The organism is Erwinia sp. 2186 (genome assembly GCF_057812255.1).
Genome location: NZ_CM173824.1, coordinates 3606428 through 3625633 on the forward strand (window position 1 = coordinate 3606428; position 19206 = coordinate 3625633).

The 19206-nt window shown below is 56.5% G+C and carries 21 protein-coding genes; 12 read left to right on the plus strand and 9 right to left on the minus strand.

The genetic code is table 11. The features are described from left to right. Positions 1 to 167 precede the first annotated feature (167 nt). Both folD and ybcJ read left to right on the plus strand, forming a co-directional pair. On the plus strand, positions 168 to 1034 hold the full coding sequence (folD, locus tag ACXKZG_RS16830) for a bifunctional methylenetetrahydrofolate dehydrogenase/methenyltetrahydrofolate cyclohydrolase FolD (protein ID WP_013201156.1): 867 nt from the start codon (positions 168 to 170) through the stop codon (positions 1032 to 1034). Continuing rightward, positions 1034 to 1246, plus strand: coding sequence for a ribosome-associated protein YbcJ (gene ybcJ / locus ACXKZG_RS16835; RefSeq protein WP_151038039.1), 213 nt, complete (start codon positions 1034 to 1036; stop codon positions 1244 to 1246). The genes folD and ybcJ overlap by 1 nt, the downstream gene beginning before the upstream one ends. A 37-nt stretch (positions 1247 to 1283) precedes the next feature. Here the strand turns inward: ybcJ and ACXKZG_RS16840 are convergent, their stop codons facing one another. Together ACXKZG_RS16840 and cysS are read right to left on the minus strand one after the other, a co-directional pair. Continuing rightward, on the minus strand, positions 1284 to 2372 hold the full coding sequence (locus ACXKZG_RS16840; RefSeq protein ID WP_134823629.1) for an AAA family ATPase: 1089 nt from the start codon (positions 2370 to 2372) through the stop codon (positions 1284 to 1286). 67 nt (positions 2373 to 2439) lie between these two features. Next, the gene (cysS, locus tag ACXKZG_RS16845; protein ID WP_338570563.1) at positions 2440 to 3828 is read right to left on the minus strand and encodes a cysteine--tRNA ligase; all 1389 of its coding nucleotides are present in this window, start codon (positions 3826 to 3828) and stop codon (positions 2440 to 2442) included. 233 nt (positions 3829 to 4061) lie between these two features. Between cysS and ppiB the strand changes: the two genes are divergently transcribed. From ppiB to ACXKZG_RS16870, 5 genes are all read left to right on the plus strand, one after another. After that, positions 4062 to 4556, plus strand: a complete 495-nt coding sequence (ppiB, locus tag ACXKZG_RS16850) for a peptidylprolyl isomerase B (RefSeq protein ID WP_013201152.1) — start codon at positions 4062 to 4064, stop codon at positions 4554 to 4556. Beyond that, positions 4556 to 5281 (plus strand): UDP-2,3-diacylglucosamine diphosphatase, encoded by a 726-nt coding sequence (gene lpxH, locus ACXKZG_RS16855; protein ID WP_346599545.1) that lies wholly within the window; start codon positions 4556 to 4558, stop codon positions 5279 to 5281. The genes ppiB and lpxH overlap by 1 nt, the downstream gene beginning before the upstream one ends. A gap of 147 nt (positions 5282 to 5428) precedes the next feature. Beyond that, positions 5429 to 5938: a 5-(carboxyamino)imidazole ribonucleotide mutase gene (purE, locus tag ACXKZG_RS16860; RefSeq protein ID WP_488875178.1), complete on the plus strand. Its 510-nt coding sequence runs from the start codon at positions 5429 to 5431 to the stop codon at positions 5936 to 5938. Then, positions 5935 to 7005, plus strand: coding sequence for a 5-(carboxyamino)imidazole ribonucleotide synthase (purK, locus tag ACXKZG_RS16865; protein WP_346595110.1), 1071 nt, complete (start codon positions 5935 to 5937; stop codon positions 7003 to 7005). The genes purE and purK overlap by 4 nt, the downstream gene beginning before the upstream one ends. Positions 7006 to 7457: 452 nt before the next feature. Then, on the plus strand, positions 7458 to 8201 hold the full coding sequence (locus ACXKZG_RS16870) for a helix-turn-helix transcriptional regulator (RefSeq protein WP_013201148.1): 744 nt from the start codon (positions 7458 to 7460) through the stop codon (positions 8199 to 8201). Here ACXKZG_RS16870 and ACXKZG_RS16875 read toward each other — a convergent pair. The 3 genes from ACXKZG_RS16875 to ybbA all read right to left on the minus strand — a co-directional run bounded on the left by ACXKZG_RS16875 (position 8169) and on the right by ybbA (position 12079). Further along, a complete protein-coding gene (locus ACXKZG_RS16875) occupies positions 8169 to 8822 on the minus strand; it encodes an acyl-homoserine-lactone synthase (protein WP_151038045.1) in 654 nt (217 codons plus the stop codon). The two genes, ACXKZG_RS16870 and ACXKZG_RS16875, sit on opposite strands and share 33 nt — an antisense overlap. 156 nt (positions 8823 to 8978) lie before the next feature. Then, positions 8979 to 11396 carry a putative ABC transporter permease subunit YbbP gene (gene ybbP, locus ACXKZG_RS16880; protein ID WP_488875179.1) on the minus strand — a complete coding sequence of 806 codons (2418 nt, stop codon included), beginning with the start codon at positions 11394 to 11396 and terminating at the stop codon, positions 8979 to 8981. After that, positions 11393 to 12079 carry a putative ABC transporter ATP-binding protein YbbA gene (ybbA, locus tag ACXKZG_RS16885; protein ID WP_053141917.1) on the minus strand — a complete coding sequence of 229 codons (687 nt, stop codon included), beginning with the start codon at positions 12077 to 12079 and terminating at the stop codon, positions 11393 to 11395. Before ybbA ends, ybbP begins: the two co-directional genes overlap by 4 nt. Here ybbA and tesA point away from each other — a divergent pair. From tesA to ACXKZG_RS16910, 5 genes are all read left to right on the plus strand, one after another. Beyond that, entirely contained in the window at positions 12050 to 12673 is a 624-nt protein-coding gene (gene tesA, locus ACXKZG_RS16890) for a multifunctional acyl-CoA thioesterase I/protease I/lysophospholipase L1 (RefSeq protein WP_488875180.1), read from the plus strand. The genes ybbA and tesA overlap by 30 nt on opposite strands. A gap of 31 nt (positions 12674 to 12704) precedes the next feature. Continuing rightward, complete coding sequence (locus ACXKZG_RS16895) at positions 12705 to 13478, plus strand: SDR family oxidoreductase (protein WP_134823621.1); 774 nt, start codon at positions 12705 to 12707, stop codon at positions 13476 to 13478. 77 nt (positions 13479 to 13555) lie between these two features. After that, positions 13556 to 14413, plus strand: coding sequence for a co-chaperone YbbN (locus ACXKZG_RS16900; RefSeq protein ID WP_488875181.1), 858 nt, complete (start codon positions 13556 to 13558; stop codon positions 14411 to 14413). 97 nt (positions 14414 to 14510) lie between these two features. Continuing rightward, on the plus strand, positions 14511 to 15428 hold the full coding sequence (locus ACXKZG_RS16905) for an SPFH domain-containing protein (protein ID WP_488875182.1): 918 nt from the start codon (positions 14511 to 14513) through the stop codon (positions 15426 to 15428). After that, the gene (locus ACXKZG_RS16910) at positions 15425 to 15892 is read left to right on the plus strand and encodes an NfeD family protein (RefSeq protein ID WP_105759596.1); all 468 of its coding nucleotides are present in this window, start codon (positions 15425 to 15427) and stop codon (positions 15890 to 15892) included. The genes ACXKZG_RS16905 and ACXKZG_RS16910 overlap by 4 nt, the downstream gene beginning before the upstream one ends. Here ACXKZG_RS16910 and ACXKZG_RS16915 read toward each other — a convergent pair. Genes ACXKZG_RS16915 through ACXKZG_RS16930 form a run of 4 tightly spaced genes read right to left on the minus strand, consistent with a single transcriptional unit; the run spans position 15861 to position 19195 of the window. Next, complete coding sequence (locus ACXKZG_RS16915) at positions 15861 to 17054, minus strand: ABC transporter substrate-binding protein (RefSeq protein WP_013201100.1); 1194 nt, start codon at positions 17052 to 17054, stop codon at positions 15861 to 15863. The two genes, ACXKZG_RS16910 and ACXKZG_RS16915, sit on opposite strands and share 32 nt — an antisense overlap. Continuing rightward, positions 17054 to 18133: a CobW family GTP-binding protein gene (locus ACXKZG_RS16920; protein WP_488875183.1), complete on the minus strand. Its 1080-nt coding sequence runs from the start codon at positions 18131 to 18133 to the stop codon at positions 17054 to 17056. The genes ACXKZG_RS16915 and ACXKZG_RS16920 overlap by 1 nt, the downstream gene beginning before the upstream one ends. Positions 18134 to 18136: 3 nt before the next feature. Continuing rightward, positions 18137 to 18433 carry a hypothetical protein gene (locus ACXKZG_RS16925; RefSeq protein WP_013201098.1) on the minus strand — a complete coding sequence of 99 codons (297 nt, stop codon included), beginning with the start codon at positions 18431 to 18433 and terminating at the stop codon, positions 18137 to 18139. Positions 18434 to 18448: 15 nt separating this feature from the next. Beyond that, positions 18449 to 19195 carry an SDR family NAD(P)-dependent oxidoreductase gene (locus ACXKZG_RS16930; RefSeq protein WP_318526434.1) on the minus strand — a complete coding sequence of 249 codons (747 nt, stop codon included), beginning with the start codon at positions 19193 to 19195 and terminating at the stop codon, positions 18449 to 18451. Positions 19196 to 19206 lie beyond the last annotated feature (11 nt).

The following is a 19206-nucleotide window of genomic DNA, read 5'->3' on the forward strand; positions in this document are numbered from 1 at the left end:
AATTATACGGTGCGCACCTGCTGAGTCAACGATTTATCGGGCTGACGCGCTCTGTTGCTGCACTATTGAACAGTGTGCCTTGAAACTGTGCCTGACAGCAGCGTCCGCTTCTGACAAAATAGGCACCAATCCCCGTATTAACTCAACACAGATGGATCCCCTCTCTGATGGTAGCAAAGATTATTGACGGTAAAACGATTGCGCAGCAGGTGCGACAAGAGGTTGCGGTAAAAGTACAGCAGCGTCTGGCCGCTGGAAAACGCGTCCCAGGCCTGGCAGTCGTTCTGGTCGGTGAGAACCCGGCCTCGCAGATTTATGTCGGCAGCAAACGCCGTGCCTGTGAAGAAGTGGGGTTCCTCTCCCGCTCCTACGATCTGCCCGCCTCCACCAGCGAAGCCGAGCTGCTTGAACTGATCGACACGCTGAATCACGATGGCGAAATCGACGGGATCCTGGTTCAGCTGCCTTTGCCGGCCGGCATTGATAACGTGAAGGTGCTGGAAAGCATTTCGCCGTCGAAAGACGTGGATGGCTTCCACCCGTATAACGTTGGCCGCCTGTGTCAGCGTGCGCCTAAGCTGCGCCCTTGTACGCCTCGCGGCATCGTTACCCTGCTCGAACGCTACAACATCGATACCTTCGGTATGAATGCCGTGGTGGTGGGTGCGTCCAATATCGTTGGACGTCCAATGAGCATGGAGCTGCTGCTGGCCGGCTGCACCACCACCGTTACGCACCGCTTCACCAAAGATCTGCGCCACCATGTGGAGCATGCCGATCTGCTGGTGGTTGCGGTGGGCAAACCGGGCTTTATTCCGGGTGACTGGATCAAACCGGGCGCGGTAGTGATTGATGTGGGGATTAACCGCCTCGAAAGCGGCAAAGTGGTGGGAGATGTCGACTTCGACGCCGCCTCTGAGCGCGCTTCTTATATTACCCCAGTACCAGGCGGCGTAGGCCCGATGACCGTGGCAACGCTGATTCAGAATACGCTCTACGCCTGCGAAACTTTTGATGATGGAGCAGTAGAATAATGGCCACTTTCTCTTTAGGTAAACATCCGCACGTCGACCTGTGCGATCTGCTGAAGCTGGAAGGTTTAGTTGAAAGCGGCGCGCGCGCTAAAGCGCTGATTGCCGAGGGCAATGTCACCGTTGATGGCGTGGTGGAAACCCGTAAACGCTGCAAGATTGTCAGCGGTCAGACCGTGGTGTTTGAAGGTAACAGCATCGCAGTCGTCGAATAATGCCTGCTGCCCCACCGCACTGGTGGGGCTCTTGATCCTACAGCACCACCGTTTCCCCTTCCCTTTGCGCCAGCTGATAATGGCGAAGCTCACAATGCCTGCCAATTTGCTCCGCCAGGTGGGACGAGTGGCTGGTGACCCAAATCTGGCTGTAACGGCTTGCTTCAGCAATTAACAACGCCAGCGCGGGCAATAAATCCGGATGCAAACTGTTCTCCGGTTCATTAATTGCCATAAACGTCGGCGGCCTTGGGCTGAGCAGCGCGACCACCAGGCACAGAAAACGCAGCGTGCCATCCGACAGTTCTGCCGCATCAAGCGGACGCAGAATGCCTTCACGCTGCATCAGCATCTGAAAGCGGCCACCCTGCTCTTCCACAAAGAATTCACTGCCCGGAAAGGCTTCCGCCAGCACCGAATACAGCAACTCGGTATGTCCACGCTCGCGCAGCGTTTCAAACGCCGCGGCCAGATTATGGCCGTCATGCGCCAGCACCGGTGCGCGAATGCCGACCTGCGGCGCGCGAATCGGCGATCCCGGCCAGACGGCAAATTCATGATAGAAACGCCACTTGCGCATATTTTCGCGCACCTGCGAGACTTCCGGATAAAGATGGGGATCGGACAGTTGCGAAAAAACCGACTCTTCTTCATGTAATGAGGAAGGATAGGCTATCCGCTCGCCCTGAATATTATTCAGGAAGGCCGCCTGGTTTTTGCGTTCTAATAACAGCGAGGACGGTCGACGGCGTTGACCGGATAACCAGATGTGCTCGGCTTTGACCAAGGGATCGAGGTTAAACAGGCTGATCAACGGCTCGGGAAAACCAATTTCCAGCTGATAGGCGTAATCCTCCATTTCCACACCCAGCACCATCCGTTTGCCGTTACGCTTGTTTTCGCCCCGCTTCGGCGCGCCTGCCCACATCGTTTTCTGGATACCGCCCTCGTCCGCCAGCGCGGCCGATAATCGCCCGCTCGCCGCTTCGTGCAGCAGCCGCACGGCTTTGTACAGGTTCGATTTGCCACAGCCGTTCGGTCCGCTGATCACATTCAGCTGCGAGAGCGGCAGTTCGACATCGCGAATGGAGCGGAAACCCGCCAGAGAGAGTTGCTTAATGGTCATAAACGCCTCCTGCAGATGGCAAAAAGGGGCTTTCGCCCCTTATGGTGTTGACTGCCGCATCACCCGATTACTTGCGACGCCAGCTGGTACCCTGCGGGCCGTCTTCCAGCACGATGCCCATCGCCACCAGTTTGTCGCGCGCCATGTCCGCCTGCGCCCAGTTCTTCTCGCGGCGCGCATCCAGACGCTGTCTGATCAACGCTTCAATTTCTGCCACTTCATCATCGTTGCTCTGCGCGCCGTTTTGCAGGAACAGCTCCGGATCCTGCTCCAGCAGGCCCAGCACGCCAGCCAGCTCGCGAAGTTTAGCCGCCAGGCCGTTAGCCGCCGACATATCTTCCGCTTTCAGGCGGTTCACTTCACGCGCCATATCAAACAGCGCGGAATAGGCTTCGGGGGTGTTGAAATCGTCATCCATCGCTTCGCGGAAGCGCGTTTCAAACACCTCGCCACCGGCAGGCTCAGCGCTGCGGTCGGTGTTGCGAATAGCGGTATAGAGGCGCTCCAGCGCCGAACGCGCCTGTTTCAGGTTATCTTCGCCGTAGTTCAGCTGGCTGCGATAGTGGCCTGACATCAGGAAGCAACGCACGGTTTCTGCATCGAAGTGCTGCAACACATCACGCACGGTAAAGAAGTTATTCAATGACTTGGACATCTTCTCGCGGTCAATCATCACCATGCCGGAGTGCATCCAGTAGTTGACGTAAGGACCTTCGTGAGCACAGGTGGATTGCGCAATCTCGTTCTCATGGTGCGGGAACATCAGATCCGATCCGCCACCGTGGATATCAAAATGCTCGCCCAGCTGTTTGCAGTTCATCGCGGAACACTCGATGTGCCAGCCAGGACGGCCTTCGCCCCACGGAGAGGACCAGCTTGGCTCGTTGGCTTTCGACATTTTCCACAGCACGAAGTCCATCGGATTGCGCTTCACGTCCTGCTCAACTTCCACGCGCGCGCCTGCCTGCAGCTGCTCAAGATCCTGACGGGATAACTGGCCGTACTGCGGATCGCTTGGCACCGAGAACATCACATCGCCGTTGCTGGCCACGTACGCATGCTCGCGATCGATCAGCTTACTGACGATCTCAATGATCTCGCTGATATGGCGCGTGGCACGCGGTTCCTGATCCGGCGGCAGAATATTCAGCGCGGCAAAATCCTTGTGCATTTCGCCGATCATCCGGTTAGTCAGCACCTCAACGGTTTCGCCATTTTCATTGGCGCGCTTGATAATCTTGTCGTCAATATCGGTGATATTGCGGACATAATTGAGTGAATAGCCGAGATAACGCAGATAACGTGCTACCACGTCAAACGCCACAAACGTTCTGCCGTGGCCAATATGACACAGGTCGTAAACGGTAATGCCGCACACGTACATGCCGATCTTACCTGCATGAATAGGTTTGAATTCCTCTTTTTGACGACTCAGGGTATTAAAAATCTTTAGCATTGAGACATTCCGTTTTGACGTGTGCGGGTTAAAACCAGTAAAAGGCTTATTCTGACGTATTGTTAACGGAAGCGCCACGCAAAGCAAGGTTATGCCCCGTGCCGTTTATGCACTGGTGCTGACTCGTCATCACATTTTGTGATATAAAAGCCGTCTATTAATTGCGTACTGGCGCCCTCGTGCTGCCGGTGCTGCTCTACCATTCACACTTCCAACCTTTACAGGATGAGAACATGGTCACTTTCCAGACAAATCATGGCGATATCGTTATCAAAACCTTCGATGACAAAGCGCCAGCTACCGTAGCTAACTTCCTGGATTATTGCCGTGAAGGTTTCTACGACAACACGATTTTCCACCGTGTCATCAATGGCTTTATGGTTCAGGGCGGCGGCTTCGAGCCGGGCATGAAGCAGAAAGACACCAAAGAAGAAATCCAGAACGAAGCCAGCAACGGCCTGAAAAACACCAAGGGTACGCTGGCAATGGCCCGTACTCAGGCGCCTCACTCGGCAACTGCGCAGTTCTTCATTAACGTGGCAGACAACGACTTCCTGAACTTCCGTGACGAAAGCCTGCAGGGCTGGGGTTACTGTGTGTTTGCTGAAGTCGTTGAAGGCATGGACGTGGTTGAGAAAATCAAAGCGGTCGCCACTGGCCGTAGCGGTATGCACCAGGACGTTCCTAAAGAAGACGTTGTGATCCAGAAAGTCACCGTCAGCGAATAATGCCTCACACGCTGTTTATCGCAGATTTACATCTGTGCGCAGAAGAACCGGCAATTACTGCCGGTTTTCTTGCTTTTTTACGCCGTGATGCGTTGCATGCCGATGCGCTGTATATTCTCGGCGACCTGTTTGAAGCCTGGATTGGCGATGACGATCCTGACCCGCTTCATGCTGAGATCGCGGCCGCACTGCTGACCCTGAAGCAACAGGGTATCCCCTGCTATTTTATTCACGGTAACCGCGACTTCCTGGTTGGCAAACGCTTTGCCCGCGCCAGCGGCATGACGTTATTGCCGGAAGAACAGGTGCCGGAACTTTACGGTAAGCGCATGTTGATCATGCATGGCGACACGCTCTGCACCGACGATCAGGGCTATCAACGCTTCCGCAAAAAAGTGCATCAGCCCTGGCTGCAATGGCTGTTCCTTGCCCTTCCTTTATTTGTCCGCCAGCGGATTGCGCTGAAGATGCGCGCAGGCAGTAAACAGGCGAACAGCAGCAAAGACGTGACCATCATGGACGTGAATGATGAGGCCGTAAAAGCCGCGATGACCCGTCATCAGGTGCAGTATCTGATCCACGGCCATACGCATCGCCCGGCAATTCATCCGCTTGAGGTGAATGACCAGCCTGCCGAAAGACTGGTGCTGGGTGCCTGGCATCACGAAGGTTCAATGATCCGCGTTAGCGAAGACGAAACCACCCTCATTTCCTTCCCATTCTGAGCCCTAAAAAAATCCCGCAAATGCCCGTTTCATGCCTGAGCAAACGTTTTCCTTGATGTCGAGTCATGCTATCCTCTTTGCCCTTCCCATCTGACCGCCTAAACGGCTTTCAGGTGACGTATGTACAATCACAGGAGTCAGACCCGCATGTCATCCAACGCCGCGCAGGCCCGCATCGCTATTGTTATGGGTTCCAAAAGTGACTGGGCAACCATGCAATTTGCCGCCGAGATCCTCACTACTCTGGCTGTGCCCTTCCAGTGTGAAGTCGTTTCGGCGCACCGCACCCCGGACAAGCTGTTCAGCTTCGCTGAGCAGGCTGCGGATAATGGCATTCAGGTGATCATTGCTGGCGCAGGCGGCGCGGCGCATCTTCCGGGCATGATTGCAGCGAAAACGCTGGTGCCGGTGCTGGGCGTGCCGGTGCAGAGCGCAGCGCTGAGCGGCATCGACAGCCTTTACTCCATCGTGCAGATGCCACGCGGTATTCCGGTTGGCACCCTGGCGATTGGTAAAGCCGGTGCGGCCAATGCGGCGCTGCTGGCGGCGCAGATTCTGGCCACCCACGATGCGGAACTGCGTTCACGGCTGGCAGCATGGCGTCAGGCACAGACCGATGAAGTGCTGAATAACCCGGATCCGCGGGAGGAAGCATGAAGCCGGTCTGCGTATTAGGAAATGGTCAGCTGGGCCGCATGTTACGTCAGGCTGGCGAGCCGCTGGGCATCGCCGTCTATCCGGTTGGATTAGATGCCGAGCCGGAAGCGCTGCCAATCCAACAAAGCGTGATCACTGCGGAAATCGAACGCTGGCCGGAAACCGCCCTGACGCGCGAACTGGCGAACCATAACGCCTTCGTGAACCGCGATATTTTCCCGCGTCTGGCCGATCGCCTGACACAGAAGCAGTTACTGGACCAGCTGGGTCTGGCCACCGCGCCCTGGCAGCTGCTGGCGGATGCCGCAGAGTGGCCGCAGGTGTTCAACACCCTCGGTGAACTGGCCATCGTTAAGCGCCGCACCGGCGGTTATGACGGTCGTGGCCAGTGGCGTCTGCGCGCGACGGATACGGATTCATTGCCAGCCGATTGCTACGGTGAATGCATCGTTGAGCAGGGCATCAACTTCTCTGGCGAAGTGTCGCTGGTGGGCGCACGCGGCCATGATGGCAGCACCGTCTTCTATCCGTTGACCCATAACCTGCATGAGGACGGCATTCTGCGCACCAGCGTCGCCTTCCCGGATCCTGACGCAGCCCTGCAGAAGCAGGCCGAAACCATGCTGTCAGCCATTATGCATGAGCTGAAGTACGTCGGCGTGATGGCGATGGAGTGCTTTGTGGTGCCGGAAGGCCTGCTGATTAATGAACTGGCGCCACGCGTTCATAACAGCGGGCACTGGACGCAAAATGGCGCGTCCATCAGCCAGTTTGAACTGCATCTGCGGGCGATCCTCGATCTGCCTTTGCCGAAGCCGGTGGTCAGCACGCCGTCAGTGATGGTTAACCTGATTGGCACCGCCGTGAATCTGGACTGGCTGAATCAGCCGCTGGTGCACCTGCACTGGTACGAAAAAGAGGTTCGTCCCGGCCGCAAGGTGGGCCATCTTAACCTGTCGGACGTGAGCAAACCGGCGTTGCAGGCCGCTATTGAGGCGCTGGTGCCGCAGTTACCCGCTGAATATGCCAGCGGCATCGCCTGGGCGGTTGAGAAATTGCAGGGCTGATGGGAAAAACTGGCAGGAACGTCGAACAAACGGACGATTTTCCTGCCCGAGCTGCAAAAGGACAGTCCTTAACTGTACTTAAGTATGGCTATCAATTGCCTGGCAAAAAACGTATTGTATTGGCGAACAAAAATATAAATATTCTTTATTATTAGTACATTAGATTTAATTTGCCAACACCAAGGGAACCAGTACCAAATTTGTTGTGTATAAAAAGGTAAATAATATTCACCTTTACGATACCCCTGATGCGATCTGGTTCACCCTTACCGCCCCGCCCTTCTCTGCCAGTCTGACATCATAAACGCCTGATTTTTCCGCCGACTTCCCCGACTTTATCAAGCGGTGCTTTTCCCGCGATCCTTTGCGCGCCGGGGTTAGGCGAATGTTTGGAGTTATGATAAAATTCTGTATTAACTATGGAAGAAATATTTTCCCAGGGAGATAATGACATGGCTAAATTATTTTTTGATAATCAGGCTATTAATACGTCAGTCAAAGAGTATCTGGAAAGGAAGCTGGTCCAGTTCAATAACATTAAATACGCCTATGCCATTATGAGTAAAAGGAATCCGGCGGATTTCTCCATTATCTCTAACCGGCAGGAGTGGTTTAAGGTTTATATCGAGAACAATTTCCAGTTTATCGATCCGGTGTTGATTACCGCTCTTTACCGTATGACGCCTTTCTCCTGGGATGAAAACCTGATGCTGAATAAAGGCGTCAAGGTACCCAAGCTGTTTGATATGGCAAGAAACCACGACATTATTAACGGTTATACCTTTGTGCTGCATGATCATAATAATAATCTGGTGGTGTTGTCGATTATGCTGGATAAACACTGCGACGATAATATTGAAGAGCTGATCCAGCTTAACAAAGATAAATTGCAGATGTTATTGATCACCACGCATGAAAAGCTGACACAGCTCTATCAGGAGCAGTCCAGAAAAGCCGATTTCGAAGAGATGAACACCCGCGAACTGTTCACCAGCCGCGAAAACGAGATCATTTACTGGGCCAGCGTCGGCAAATCCTACCAGGAAATCGCCCTGATCCTTGGGATCAAACTCACCACGGTGAAATACCATATCGGCAATGCGGTGAAGAAGCTGGGCGTAACCAATGCCAAACACGCCATCCGTCTGGGGATAGAGCTGAACCTAATCCGTCCGGTGCTTCCTGACGGGGAATGACAGCGGCCAGCTATCCAGTTCGCAGCGTAATGCGGGAACCTTCGCTTTCACCAGCGCCATCAGCGTTGACTGGTTCCCGGCATCGACAGGCATAAAAATCAGATAGATATTCTCCTGCTTCTCTGACATTGCCTGTTCCACCACCGACACCTTCCAGCCTGACTTTTTAAATATCAGGTACATCGGATGGCTGACAATGGCGTAAATCCCTTCGTAACCATAATGCCGGGCATAATTGATCATCGAGAGAAAAAGTAACGCGCTGACCGGCTGCTGCTTAAGCTCTTTCGCCTGAACCTGATCCTTATCGATAAATAACCGGCTGGCTTCGACATAATTACCCTGCGGCAGATCAATATTTTTAAACCAGGATTTAAAGGTACCGGTAATCATATTCGGGTATTTAATTTCGATAAAGCGCAGGCTGCAAATACAGGACTCTTTATAAATGCCGAAAATATAGGTGGTGCGCGGATTGTCGTATTGATCCGACTCCATATTATTTTCAGTATTGACCATCCAGTTAAGACGATCTTTGAAGACTTTTTTACGAAGAGAAAACAGCTCCTGAGATTTTAATTCAGACAGGAAATTATATTTCACATCAAGCAGGTGCAGCATACTTACTCCATCCTTAGCTAAATTTTGCGCTAATAATACCTGCAATATTAACCTGTCACAAAGCACTATCCGAGGAGGATGTGAGTCGCGAGGCGAAAAAGGATAAGGATGGCGGGGGAAGAAATGAAGCAGGCCGGAGCGATCCGGCCTGTTTTTTTAGTCTGCGTTATAGCTTCTGAACAACGCTTTGCCTTTCAGCAACCGCACGCCCAGCCAGCCGCCGCACACTGACAGCAGCACCGCGCCGGTCAGCGGCAGCGCGATCCACAGCACAAAGTCTGGCTCCCACGGGAAGTCGAACACCTTGCGCTGCAGTCCCCATAAGGCGGCTTCGGCACCCATGGCGGCAGCCAGACCGGAAACGCCACCTAACAACGCAAACTCACTCCACAGCGTCCCGCGCAGCAGTTTCTTACTGGCACCCAACGTGCGGTAGACCACTAACTCCTGTCTGCGCTGGCGCATGCCAACCTGAACCTGCGCCAGCAGCAGCAATATGCCGCAGGCGGTTACCAGAATCACCATGATTTCCAGCGCCTGGCTGACCTGTGCCAGAACCTGGCTAATCTGGCGCAGGATGCTGCCGATATCCAGCAGGCTCAGGGTGGGGAATTCCCGGTTGAGTTGAGCCAGCAAGGCATTGTTGCCTTCCAGACGGAAGCTGGTCAGCCAGGTTTGCGGCTGATCGTCCAGTGCGCCAGGCGGGAAGATAAAGAAGAAGTTTGGCTTCAGGCTCTCCCAGTCAACTTTGCGCAGGCTGGTGATTTTGGCCGAGAACTCCTGCGTATCGCCGGTAAAGGTCAGCGTATCGCCGAGCTTCACGCCCAGTCGTCCGGCCAGCGCCTCTTCCATCGACACCTCGCCTTTTTTCGGCGGCCAGCTTCCTGCCGTCAGCGGATTATGATCCGGCAGCTGTTCCTGCCAGGTCAGGTTCAGCTCGCGGTTTAAGGCGTTGTCCAGCGCCGGATCGGCGGGCTTCTGGTTGATGCCAGTCAGCCGGACGCGGGCAACCGGATAGAAGGTTTGCGGCTCAACGTGATTCTTCTCCAGGAAGGTTTTTACCTGAGGCACCTGATCCTGGGTGAGATTAAGCAGGAAATAGTTTGGGCTGCCCGGCGGAAGCTGTTGCTGCCAGCGGTCCAGCAAATCCCCGCGCATCACCAGCAGCAACGCCAGCAGCATAAAGGACAGCGAGAAAGCCGCCAGCTGGCTGAGCGTGGTCCAGGGCTGACGTAACAGCCGGTTGATCGCCAGCCTGAACGCCAGATTACGCACGCTAAGACGGCGGAGCAGCATTAATCCACCCCAGCCAATCGCCCCCAGCAGTGCAGACAACAGGATAATGCCGCCGACCAGCGCCCACAGTAATTTGCTGCCGCCCACCAGCAACGCCAGCAGCGCAATCACCACCAACGCCATGGCCGGCAAATAGAACTTCAGCGGCCAGACATCGGCCACGACATCACGACGCAGTACGCGCAACGGCTGAGTCGCCAGCAGCAGGCGATAAGGACGAAGGCCCACCAGCAGCGAGATGATAAACAGCGAACCGATGGCCCACAGCCACGGCCAGGCGCTGGCGGCGGGCAGTTCACCCGGCAGCACCGGCTTCAACATCCGCAGCAGCAGTACTTCAAAGCCCATACCGATCGCCCCACCGCACACCGCGGCCAGCAGCAGCACCGCCTGCCATTGGCCGACAATCAGCTTTCTTAACGCGGCACGATTGGCACCGAGGGTTTTCAGCACCGCGACCAGATCGTAACGGCTCTTGCAGTAATGACTCATGGCCACAGCCACGGCGGCAATCGCCAGCATCAGCGTCAGCAATGCCGACAGCAGCAGGAACTGCTGGGCACGCACCATCGACTTGCCCAGCGCATCTTCCGAATTCTCTACGCTGATCCAGCGCTGATCGGGTTTGATCTGCGCGCTGATATAGCTGTCGTAACGGCTGAGCTGCTCAGGGTTGCCTGCAAACTTATAACGCCAGGTCACGCGGCTCCCCGGCTGGATCGCCCCGGTTTTGCCGACGTCAGCCAGATTCATCAGCAGCCGTGGCGCAGTCTGGAACGGGTTAAAGCCCGCATCGGGCTCCTGAACCACCTCACCCGCCACGCGTAACGTGGTATCGCCGACATCCAGATTTGCGCCAGATTTCAGGTTGAGCAACGCCAGCAGACGCGGCGCGGCAAGCACGGTGCCGGCCGCAGGTTTCAGCCCCGCAGGTTCCGTTGCCAGCGTGCCAAACATCGGATAGAGATCGTCGACCGCTTTAACCGACGCCAGCTGCGGCGTATCGGCGGCAAAGGTCATGGTCATGAACGTCAACTGGCGTCCGACCTGTAATCCTTCTTTCTTCGCTTCGTCCAGCCAGGCTTGCGGCACTTCCCGCGAGCTTTGCAGCGTCCGGTCGCCGGCCATAAAATCGCGGGTTTGTTGGGTCAGGCCTTTTTCCATGCGATCGCTGAGTGACCCCAGAGCCAGCACGCAGGCCACGGCCAGCGTCAGGGCCAGCCAGACAATCAGCAACGATGGCGATTTCCATTCACGCCAGAACCACCGCCAGATCATGCTTCCTCCCACAGCTTACCGTCGCGCACCCGTAAGCGTCGGTCGCAGCGGGCGGCGAGCTGTTCATCGTGGGTGACCAGAATCAACGTGGTGGCAAGGTCGCGGTTAAGCGAAAACAGCAGGTCGGCAATGCGATCGCCGGTTTTACGATCCAGGTTGCCGGTGGGCTCATCGGCAAACAGCAGCGCCGGTTTGCCGTTAAAGGCGCGTGCCAGCGCCACGCGTTGCTGCTCGCCACCGGACAGCTGCGAAGGCAGATGCGTCAGGCGCTCTGCCAGCCCAAGCTGAGCCAGTAACGCCTGCGCCTGTTCGCGACTTTGACGATCGCTCTCGCCGCGCAGCAACGCCGGTAGCTGCACGTTTTCTAACGCGTTTAGCGTCGGCACCAACATGAACGACTGGAAAACAAAACCGACGCTTTTGGCCCGCAGTTCAGCGCGTTGCTCCTCATCCATTTTGTGCAGCGGCGAGCCCAGCAGAAAGACTTCACCTTCGGAACCGTCATCCAGACCAGCCAGAATACCCAGCAGAGTCGACTTACCGGAACCCGACTCGCCAATCAACGCGATGGTCTCAGCCGGTTTGACAACCAGCTCAACTCCGGTAAGGATGGAAAGCTGATGCTCACCCTGACCGACGGACTTACTAAGACGATGAACTTCAAGAATGTTTTCCGCTGGCATTACCCTTTCCTGTTATTATTGGCCCTGATGTCGCTGCGCGCGACGGCGGCAGATACGCTGTTAGTGCTGGGCGATAGTTTAAGCGCCGGTTACCAGATGTCCGCCACCACGGCATGGCCCGCGTTACTCAATGATAAATGGCAGAAATCGCCCACTATCATTAACGGTAGCATAAGCGGCGACACTGCCACTCAGGGGCTTGCGCGCCTGCCCTCGCTGCTGAAGCAGCATCAACCGCGTTGGGTGCTGATAGAACTGGGAGGAAACGACGGTTTACGGGGCTTCCCACCGCAAAACATTGAGCAGGACTTGAGTAAAATTATTGCTCAGGTAAAAGCGGCAAACGCACAGCCGTTGCTGATGCAAATCCGTCTGCCGGCCAATTACGGCCGCCGCTACACCGCGTCGTTCAGTGACATTTACCCGAAGCTGGCAAAAGAAAATGCCATCCCGCTGGTGCCTTTCTTTATGGAACAGGTGTACCTGAAACCAGAATGGATGCAACAGGATGGGATCCACCCCAATCCCGATGCTCAGCCGTTTATTGCCGGGCTGATGGCCAAAGAACTGGCTCCATTAGTTAAGCATGAGTAACGGGGTTTGCAGACGGCTCACAGGTAAAGTTATGCAAAAAATCATAGTAATAACCGGCTGTTCCAGCGGAATTGGCCTGGTCGCCGCCAACGATTTACTGCGTCGTGGCTATCACATTTATGCGGCCTGTCGTAAGCCGGCAGACGTGGCGCGGATGAATGAACTGGGCTTTACCGGCATTCAGCTCGATTTGAACGACAGCGAGAGCGTTGAGCGCGCCGCCGCAGAAATCCTCACCCTCAGCGAAGGGCGCGTGTTCGGCCTGTTTAATAACGGCGGCTACGGCGTGTATGGCCCGCTGGAGTCGATTTCCCGTCAGCAGATGGAACAGCAGTTCGCCACCAATCTGTTCGGCACCCACCAGCTGACCACCCTACTTTTGCCGGCATTGCGCGCCAGTGGCCAGGCCCGGATTGTGAATACCAGTTCGGTTTTAGGGCTGATTTCCACACCCGGTCGCGGCACCTATGCCGCCAGTAAATATGCGCTGGAAGCCTGGTCCGATGCGCTGCGGATGGAGCTGCACGGCAGCGGCATTCGCGTCAGTCTGATTGAACCGGGTCCGATTAAAACCCGCTTTACCGATAATGTCAGCCAGGGGCAGTCAGACAAACCGGTGAGGAACCCTGGGATTGCTGCCCGTTTCACACTGCCACCCGAAGCAATTTTGCCGAAGTTGCGCCATGCTTTAGAGAGTAAGCATCCGCGCCTGCGCTACCCGGTGACGGTTGTCGCCCATGGCATGAGCCTGTTGCGCCGTTTACTGCCCGGCTGGATGCTGGATCGCATTTTGCGCGGGAAATAGCCGGATCGCGACGATAAGCCTTGAAGCACCGCGCTGCGCCCCAATAAAGTAAGAAACCCGGATAAAGAGACAAATTCATGTCACCACAAGCTGCAATTGTTACGATTAACGAAACCAACCTGCAACAGACGCTAGAGCAGTCGATGCAGGTGCCGGTACTGTTTTACTTCTGGTCTGCCCGCAGCCAGCATTGCCAGGAACTGTCACCGGTGCTGGAGCGCCTTGCGCAGGAGTATGCCGGTCAGTTCATCCTCGCCGAGCTGGATTGCGACGCCGAACCGGCAGTCGCGCAACAGTTTGGTCTGCGCTCTATTCCGACCGTTTATCTGTTCCAGAATGGCCAGCCGGTTGATGGCTTCCAGGGACCGCAGCCGGAAGAAGCGATCCGCGCGCTGTTGGATAAAGTGCTGCCAAAGCCGGAAGAACTGAAGGCGCAGGAAGGCATGCAGTTAATGGATGAAGGCAAAGTGCTGGATGCCCTGCCGCTGCTGAAAGACGCCTGGCAGCTGAGTAACCAGAACAGTGAAATGGGCTTCCTGCTGGCAGAAGCGCTGATTGCCTTAAACCGCAGCGAAGAAGCTGAGCAGGTGCTGAGCGTCGTGCCGTTGCAGGACAAAGATACCCGTTATCAGGGATTGATGGCGCAGATCGACCTGTTGAAGCAGGCGGCCGATACGCCGGAGATCCAACAGCTGCAACAACAGCTGGAAGCGGAACCTGAAAATGCTGAGCTGGCGACCAAACTGGCGCTGCAACTGCATCAGGTGGGACGAAATGAAGAGGCGCTTGAGCTGCTGTTTACCCATCTGAAGAAAGATTTGGGCGCGGCCAATGGTCAGGCGCGCAAAATGCTGCAAGAGATCCTGGCCGCGCTGGGAACGGGCGATGCACTGGCGGCGAAATACCGCAGACAGCTCTACTCTTTGCTGTACTGATCCTCCCGGAACCGTTCCGCCTGCTGCACAGGCAGGCTGAATGATGACGGGGTTGGGCCGAATGAGTCGGCCCAGGTAACAACAATCCGGAGGTTATATGCTTATAGTCATTCCTGTCATTATTGTTCTGGCCCTCATTATTGTCTGGTCAGGCATTAAAATTGTCCCGCAGGGCTATCAGTGGACGGTGGAACGCTTTGGCCGCTATACCAAAACCCTGCAGCCTGGCCTGAATCTTCTGGTGCCGTTTATGGATCGTGTCGGTCGCAAGATCAGCATGATGGAACAGGTGCTGGATATCCCCTCGCAGGAAATCATCTCTAAAGATAACGCCAGCGTCACCATTGATGCGGTCTGTTTTACCCAGGTGGTGGATGCGCCGCGTGCTGCCTATGAAGTGCGTAATCTTGAACTGGCGATCGTCAATCTGACCATGACCAATATGCGAACGGTACTGGGGTCAATGGATCTGGATGAGATGCTGTCGCAGCGCGATAACATCAATACCCGCCTGCTGCGCATCGTCGATGAAGCGACCAATCCGTGGGGCGTTAAAATCACCCGTATTGAAATCCGTGACGTGCGGCCGCCGGTTGAACTGATCGCCTCAATGAATGCGCAGATGAAAGCCGAACGTACCAAGCGCGCCGGTATTCTTGAAGCCGAAGGGGTGCGTCAGGCCGCGATCCTGCGGGCTGAAGGTGAGAAGCAATCACAGATTCTGAAAGCCGAAGGTGAACGCCAGTCGGCCTTCCTGCAGGCTGAAGCCCGCGAACGTAGCGCGGAAGCGGAAGCGATTGCCACCAAAATGGTTTCTGAAGCGATTGCCGCCGGCGACATTCAGGCCATCAACTACTTCGTTGCGCAGAAGTACACCGATGCGTTGCAAAAAATTGGTTCGTCCAACAGCAGCAAAATCGTGATGATGCCGCTGGAAGCCAGCAGCCTGATGGGTTCCATTGCGGGGATTGCCGAGTTGATGGGCGAGAGCAAAAAGGAACGGGGTGTGAAATGATCACCGAGCTGTTAGCGAACCCCTGGTGGCTGTGGCTGTCGGTCGGTGGCGTGCTGCTGGCGGCGGAAATGCTCGGTGCCAGCGGCTACCTGCTGTGGAGCGGTGTCGCAGCCCTGCTGGTCAGCCTGCTGGTGTGGCTGGTGCCGCTGCCATGGGAATGGCAGGGCGTCAGCTTTGCGCTGTTAACGGTGCTTTCGGCGCTGTGGTGGTATCGCTGGCTGAAAGGCAAAGATCGCCAGCAGCCGCCCTCTTCGCTTAATCAGCGCGGCATTCAGCTGATTGGCCGCGAACTGACGCTGGACGAAACGCTGGTCGATGGCTTTGGCCATGTGCGCATTGGCGATAGCGGCTGGCGTGTGCAGGCGGCTGAAAACTTCCCGGCGGGCACCCCGGTCACGGTGGTTGCCGTGGAAGGGGTCACGCTGAAAATCATCAGGCGCGCAGGAAGTCCTGCCAGCGTCTGACCAGATAGTTATGTTCATCCATCACTGAGTTCCAGACGCCAATATGGCTCATCCGCTGTTCGTAGCTGCCGCCATCGCGAACTTCGCCTTTGGCGATCAGCGGTTGGCCTGAGGCATCAGGCAACACGTCACTGGCCGGTTTTCCGCCATACCAGAAATCCCATTCCGCTTCCGACAAATGCTCGCGCGTACGTTGCGGATTGGAGATGTAATAGCCCTGACGGGCCATAATGGCGCCAGGCCAGCCCGACTGCCACCAGTTAAGGTAGGCGTAGGCCGCATCCTTGATTTTCCCCGTCGCGCAACGCGACAGAGACATGCCGCCGTACCAGGCGCGGTAACCTTCTTTTGGCGTCGCCAGCTTGTAGCCGCTCTGACGGAAATGGTGCCGGAAATAGGTCGGAGCCCACAGGCTTTGCACGCCGACCTGCTGATTCTCAATCAGCGCACAGGCCTCATCCTGAGTAGACCAGAAGGCGGCGAAATGTCCCTGGCGCTGCAATCCCGCCAGCACGCCGGTCAGGCTATCAATCTCTTCCAGCGTCAGATTGCCGACGTTGCTGAATTCGCCCAGCCCGGCGCCCTGCACGGCCAGCACCGCATCCAGCGCGCCCATGGCCGCATCATCCTGCAATGCGGCCTGGCCCGAAAACGCCGGATGGAGTAACCAGCCCCAGCTCTCCTCTTCGCGGCTTAACGCGGCGGGTAGGCGGTCGGCATGGTACGCAAAACTGTCGGCATTGTGCGTCAACGGCAGCATGCTGATCAGCTCAGTCGGCTGGCCGCCAAGGCTGCCATCGTGCTGCACGTACAGACGGTTGACCGGGACGCTGCCGTCGCCCAGCTTGCCGCCGGGGATCAAGGTGCCCTGCTTCGGCAGCGCGTTGATCTCATCCCAGTATTTCAGTCGGCTGATTTCCAGCGGCTGAATGGCGCGGGCTGGCCAGACAAAATCGATATTGTGGAACCACTGATCGTAAAGATCGTAGCTTTCAGGCTCCATTACCGCGATGCGCTGAGCATCTTCCACGCTGCGTAACAGGTAGACAATTTTGATGCCTAAATCCTGTTCGGCGCGCAGGCGAAGGCGCTCCAGCAGCGTTACCGACGTCCCCAGTACGCGCAGAGTGATTTGATTGGTCGCCACGGCCGCGGAGTTCATTACTTATCACCGATTAAAAAGGGCTGCTGAAAACGCAGGAAGGCGCTCTGCAACCGCGAGGCGCTAAGGCCCCGGAGAATAAATACCAGCTGGGAGCTTTCCAGCTCGCCCGGCCAGTCTGTCAGATGAACCGGCGGATGCAGACTGTGCTGAACGCCATGGATCACCACCGGCGTGTCGCTCTCCTGAACCCGTAAGATGCCTTTCATCCGCAGTATCGCACTGCCATGACAGTGTAATAGCATCGACAGCCAGACCGCAAAGGCCGCCCAGTTAAACTTCTCGGTCAGGGTAATCACACAGGTTTCCGTTTGCGGATGATGGCTACCGAGGTGGGCGACAGCGGTACCGTCGGCCTTGAGAGCGGCCGTTGCCGGGGCCGGATCGCTGCTGATAACGCCGATCTTTTCCGCCGCCAGATTGCCCAGCCAGCGAAAACGCTGCTGAGCGCTGCCCTCACTGATAGCGGCTTCGAACAAAGTATCAGCCTGATGCAGAAAGGTGGTGGTTTCAGCAATTTCGGCCAGCGGGTTGAGCTGCTGAAGATAGGCTTCCAGCTGATGCCGTTGCGCCGTGCTTACCCGATCGCCTTTACTCACCGCCAGCTTATCTGCCGCGGTAACCTGCGCCAGCCATTCCGGCTGGTTTTTTGCCTGCTGCCAGCCGTGCTCAGCATCGACCAGCGTCACCAGCACGCCCTGCGCAAAGTGATACTGCAGCTGACGATCGTGCAGCAAGGTAGAGAGGATTGGCGAGGGATCGGCCAGACCGGTGGTTTCAAGGATCACCTTTTTAAACGGCGGCAGCTGTCCGCGCTCACGCCGTTCGCTCAGATCCAGCAGCGCCTGCTTCAGTTCTCCCCGCACCTGGCAGCAGACGCATCCGCTGGGCAGTAACACCGTATCCGGCGCAACTTCGCCCAACAGCAGATGATCGATGCCCACCTCACCAAACTCGTTAACCAGCAGCGCAACGTCTGCCAGCGCCTGTCCGCCCAGCCAGCTTTTGAGCAGCGTGGTTTTACCGCTGCCCAGGAAGCCACTCAGCACGTGAACCGGGATCTTCTGCCCATCCTGCATCTGCTACCTCGTCTGTTCCAGTGCATCCAGCCAGTCATCATCCAGCGGATCCAGCGGACGCTTTAACAGCGCTTCCGCTTCCTGCCAGATTTGCTCCAGGCTGTTAACTATCACCTGCTGCCCGGTCGGGCTGGCCAGCACCCAGCTAGTGTGAAAATCCGTCAGCTTCAGGCGGAAAGGGGCCAGCGCATGGTTTAACATCGCCATTTGCTGCAGCCGCAGCTGTCGGCGGGGCAAGGTATTTTGCAGCGGATCGCTCCACTGCGGACCGCTATCCAATAAACCACATACGCCACACATGTTGCGCTCCTTGTTTCAGGGCATCACGTCGCCGGAGTTCGGCCCAAGGGTCTGCCCGACAAACAGGTTGCCGCCGGGTTCACTTGCCAGCAGCAGCGCCACCGGTGCAATCTCCTCTGCCCGGCCAAAACGGCCTAAAGGCAGTTCGGCGGCTTTGGCTTTCTTCCACTCGCTGTTCAGACCCTCAATCAGCGGCGTTTCGATCGGGCCTGGCGCAATGGCATTCACCAGCACATTCTGCGCGGAAACTTCCAGCGCCAGCGATTTGGTAAAGCCAATCACACCCGCTTTGGCGGCAGCATAGTGGCAAAGCTCTGCTCCACCCTTGATGCCGAGCTGTGACGCCACGTTGATAATGCGACCCCATTTCTGCGCCAGCATCCATGGCAGCGCGCGTTGTGAAGCGAGAAATACGCTGCGAAGATCGACCGCCATCATCTCGTCCCACATCGCGAGGCTGATATCAGTGCAGCGCGCCTGGCTGAGCATCCCGGCGTTGTTGACCAAAATATCGATGCCGCCGAACTGTTCGACACAGGCATCAACCCCCGACTGCGCGCCCGCCACCTGGCCGACGTCCGCCACCACGCCGATGCAGTCAGCTCCCCGTTCACGGCAGGCCGCAACCGCGTTTTGCAGGTTATCCGCATGACGATCGGTCAGCACCAGTCGGGCGCCCTCGCGGGCGAACAGGCTGGCGATGGCCAGGCCAATTCCGCTGGCAGCACCGGTGATGACCGCTCTTTTCTGTTCCAGTTGCATCATTGCCTCCT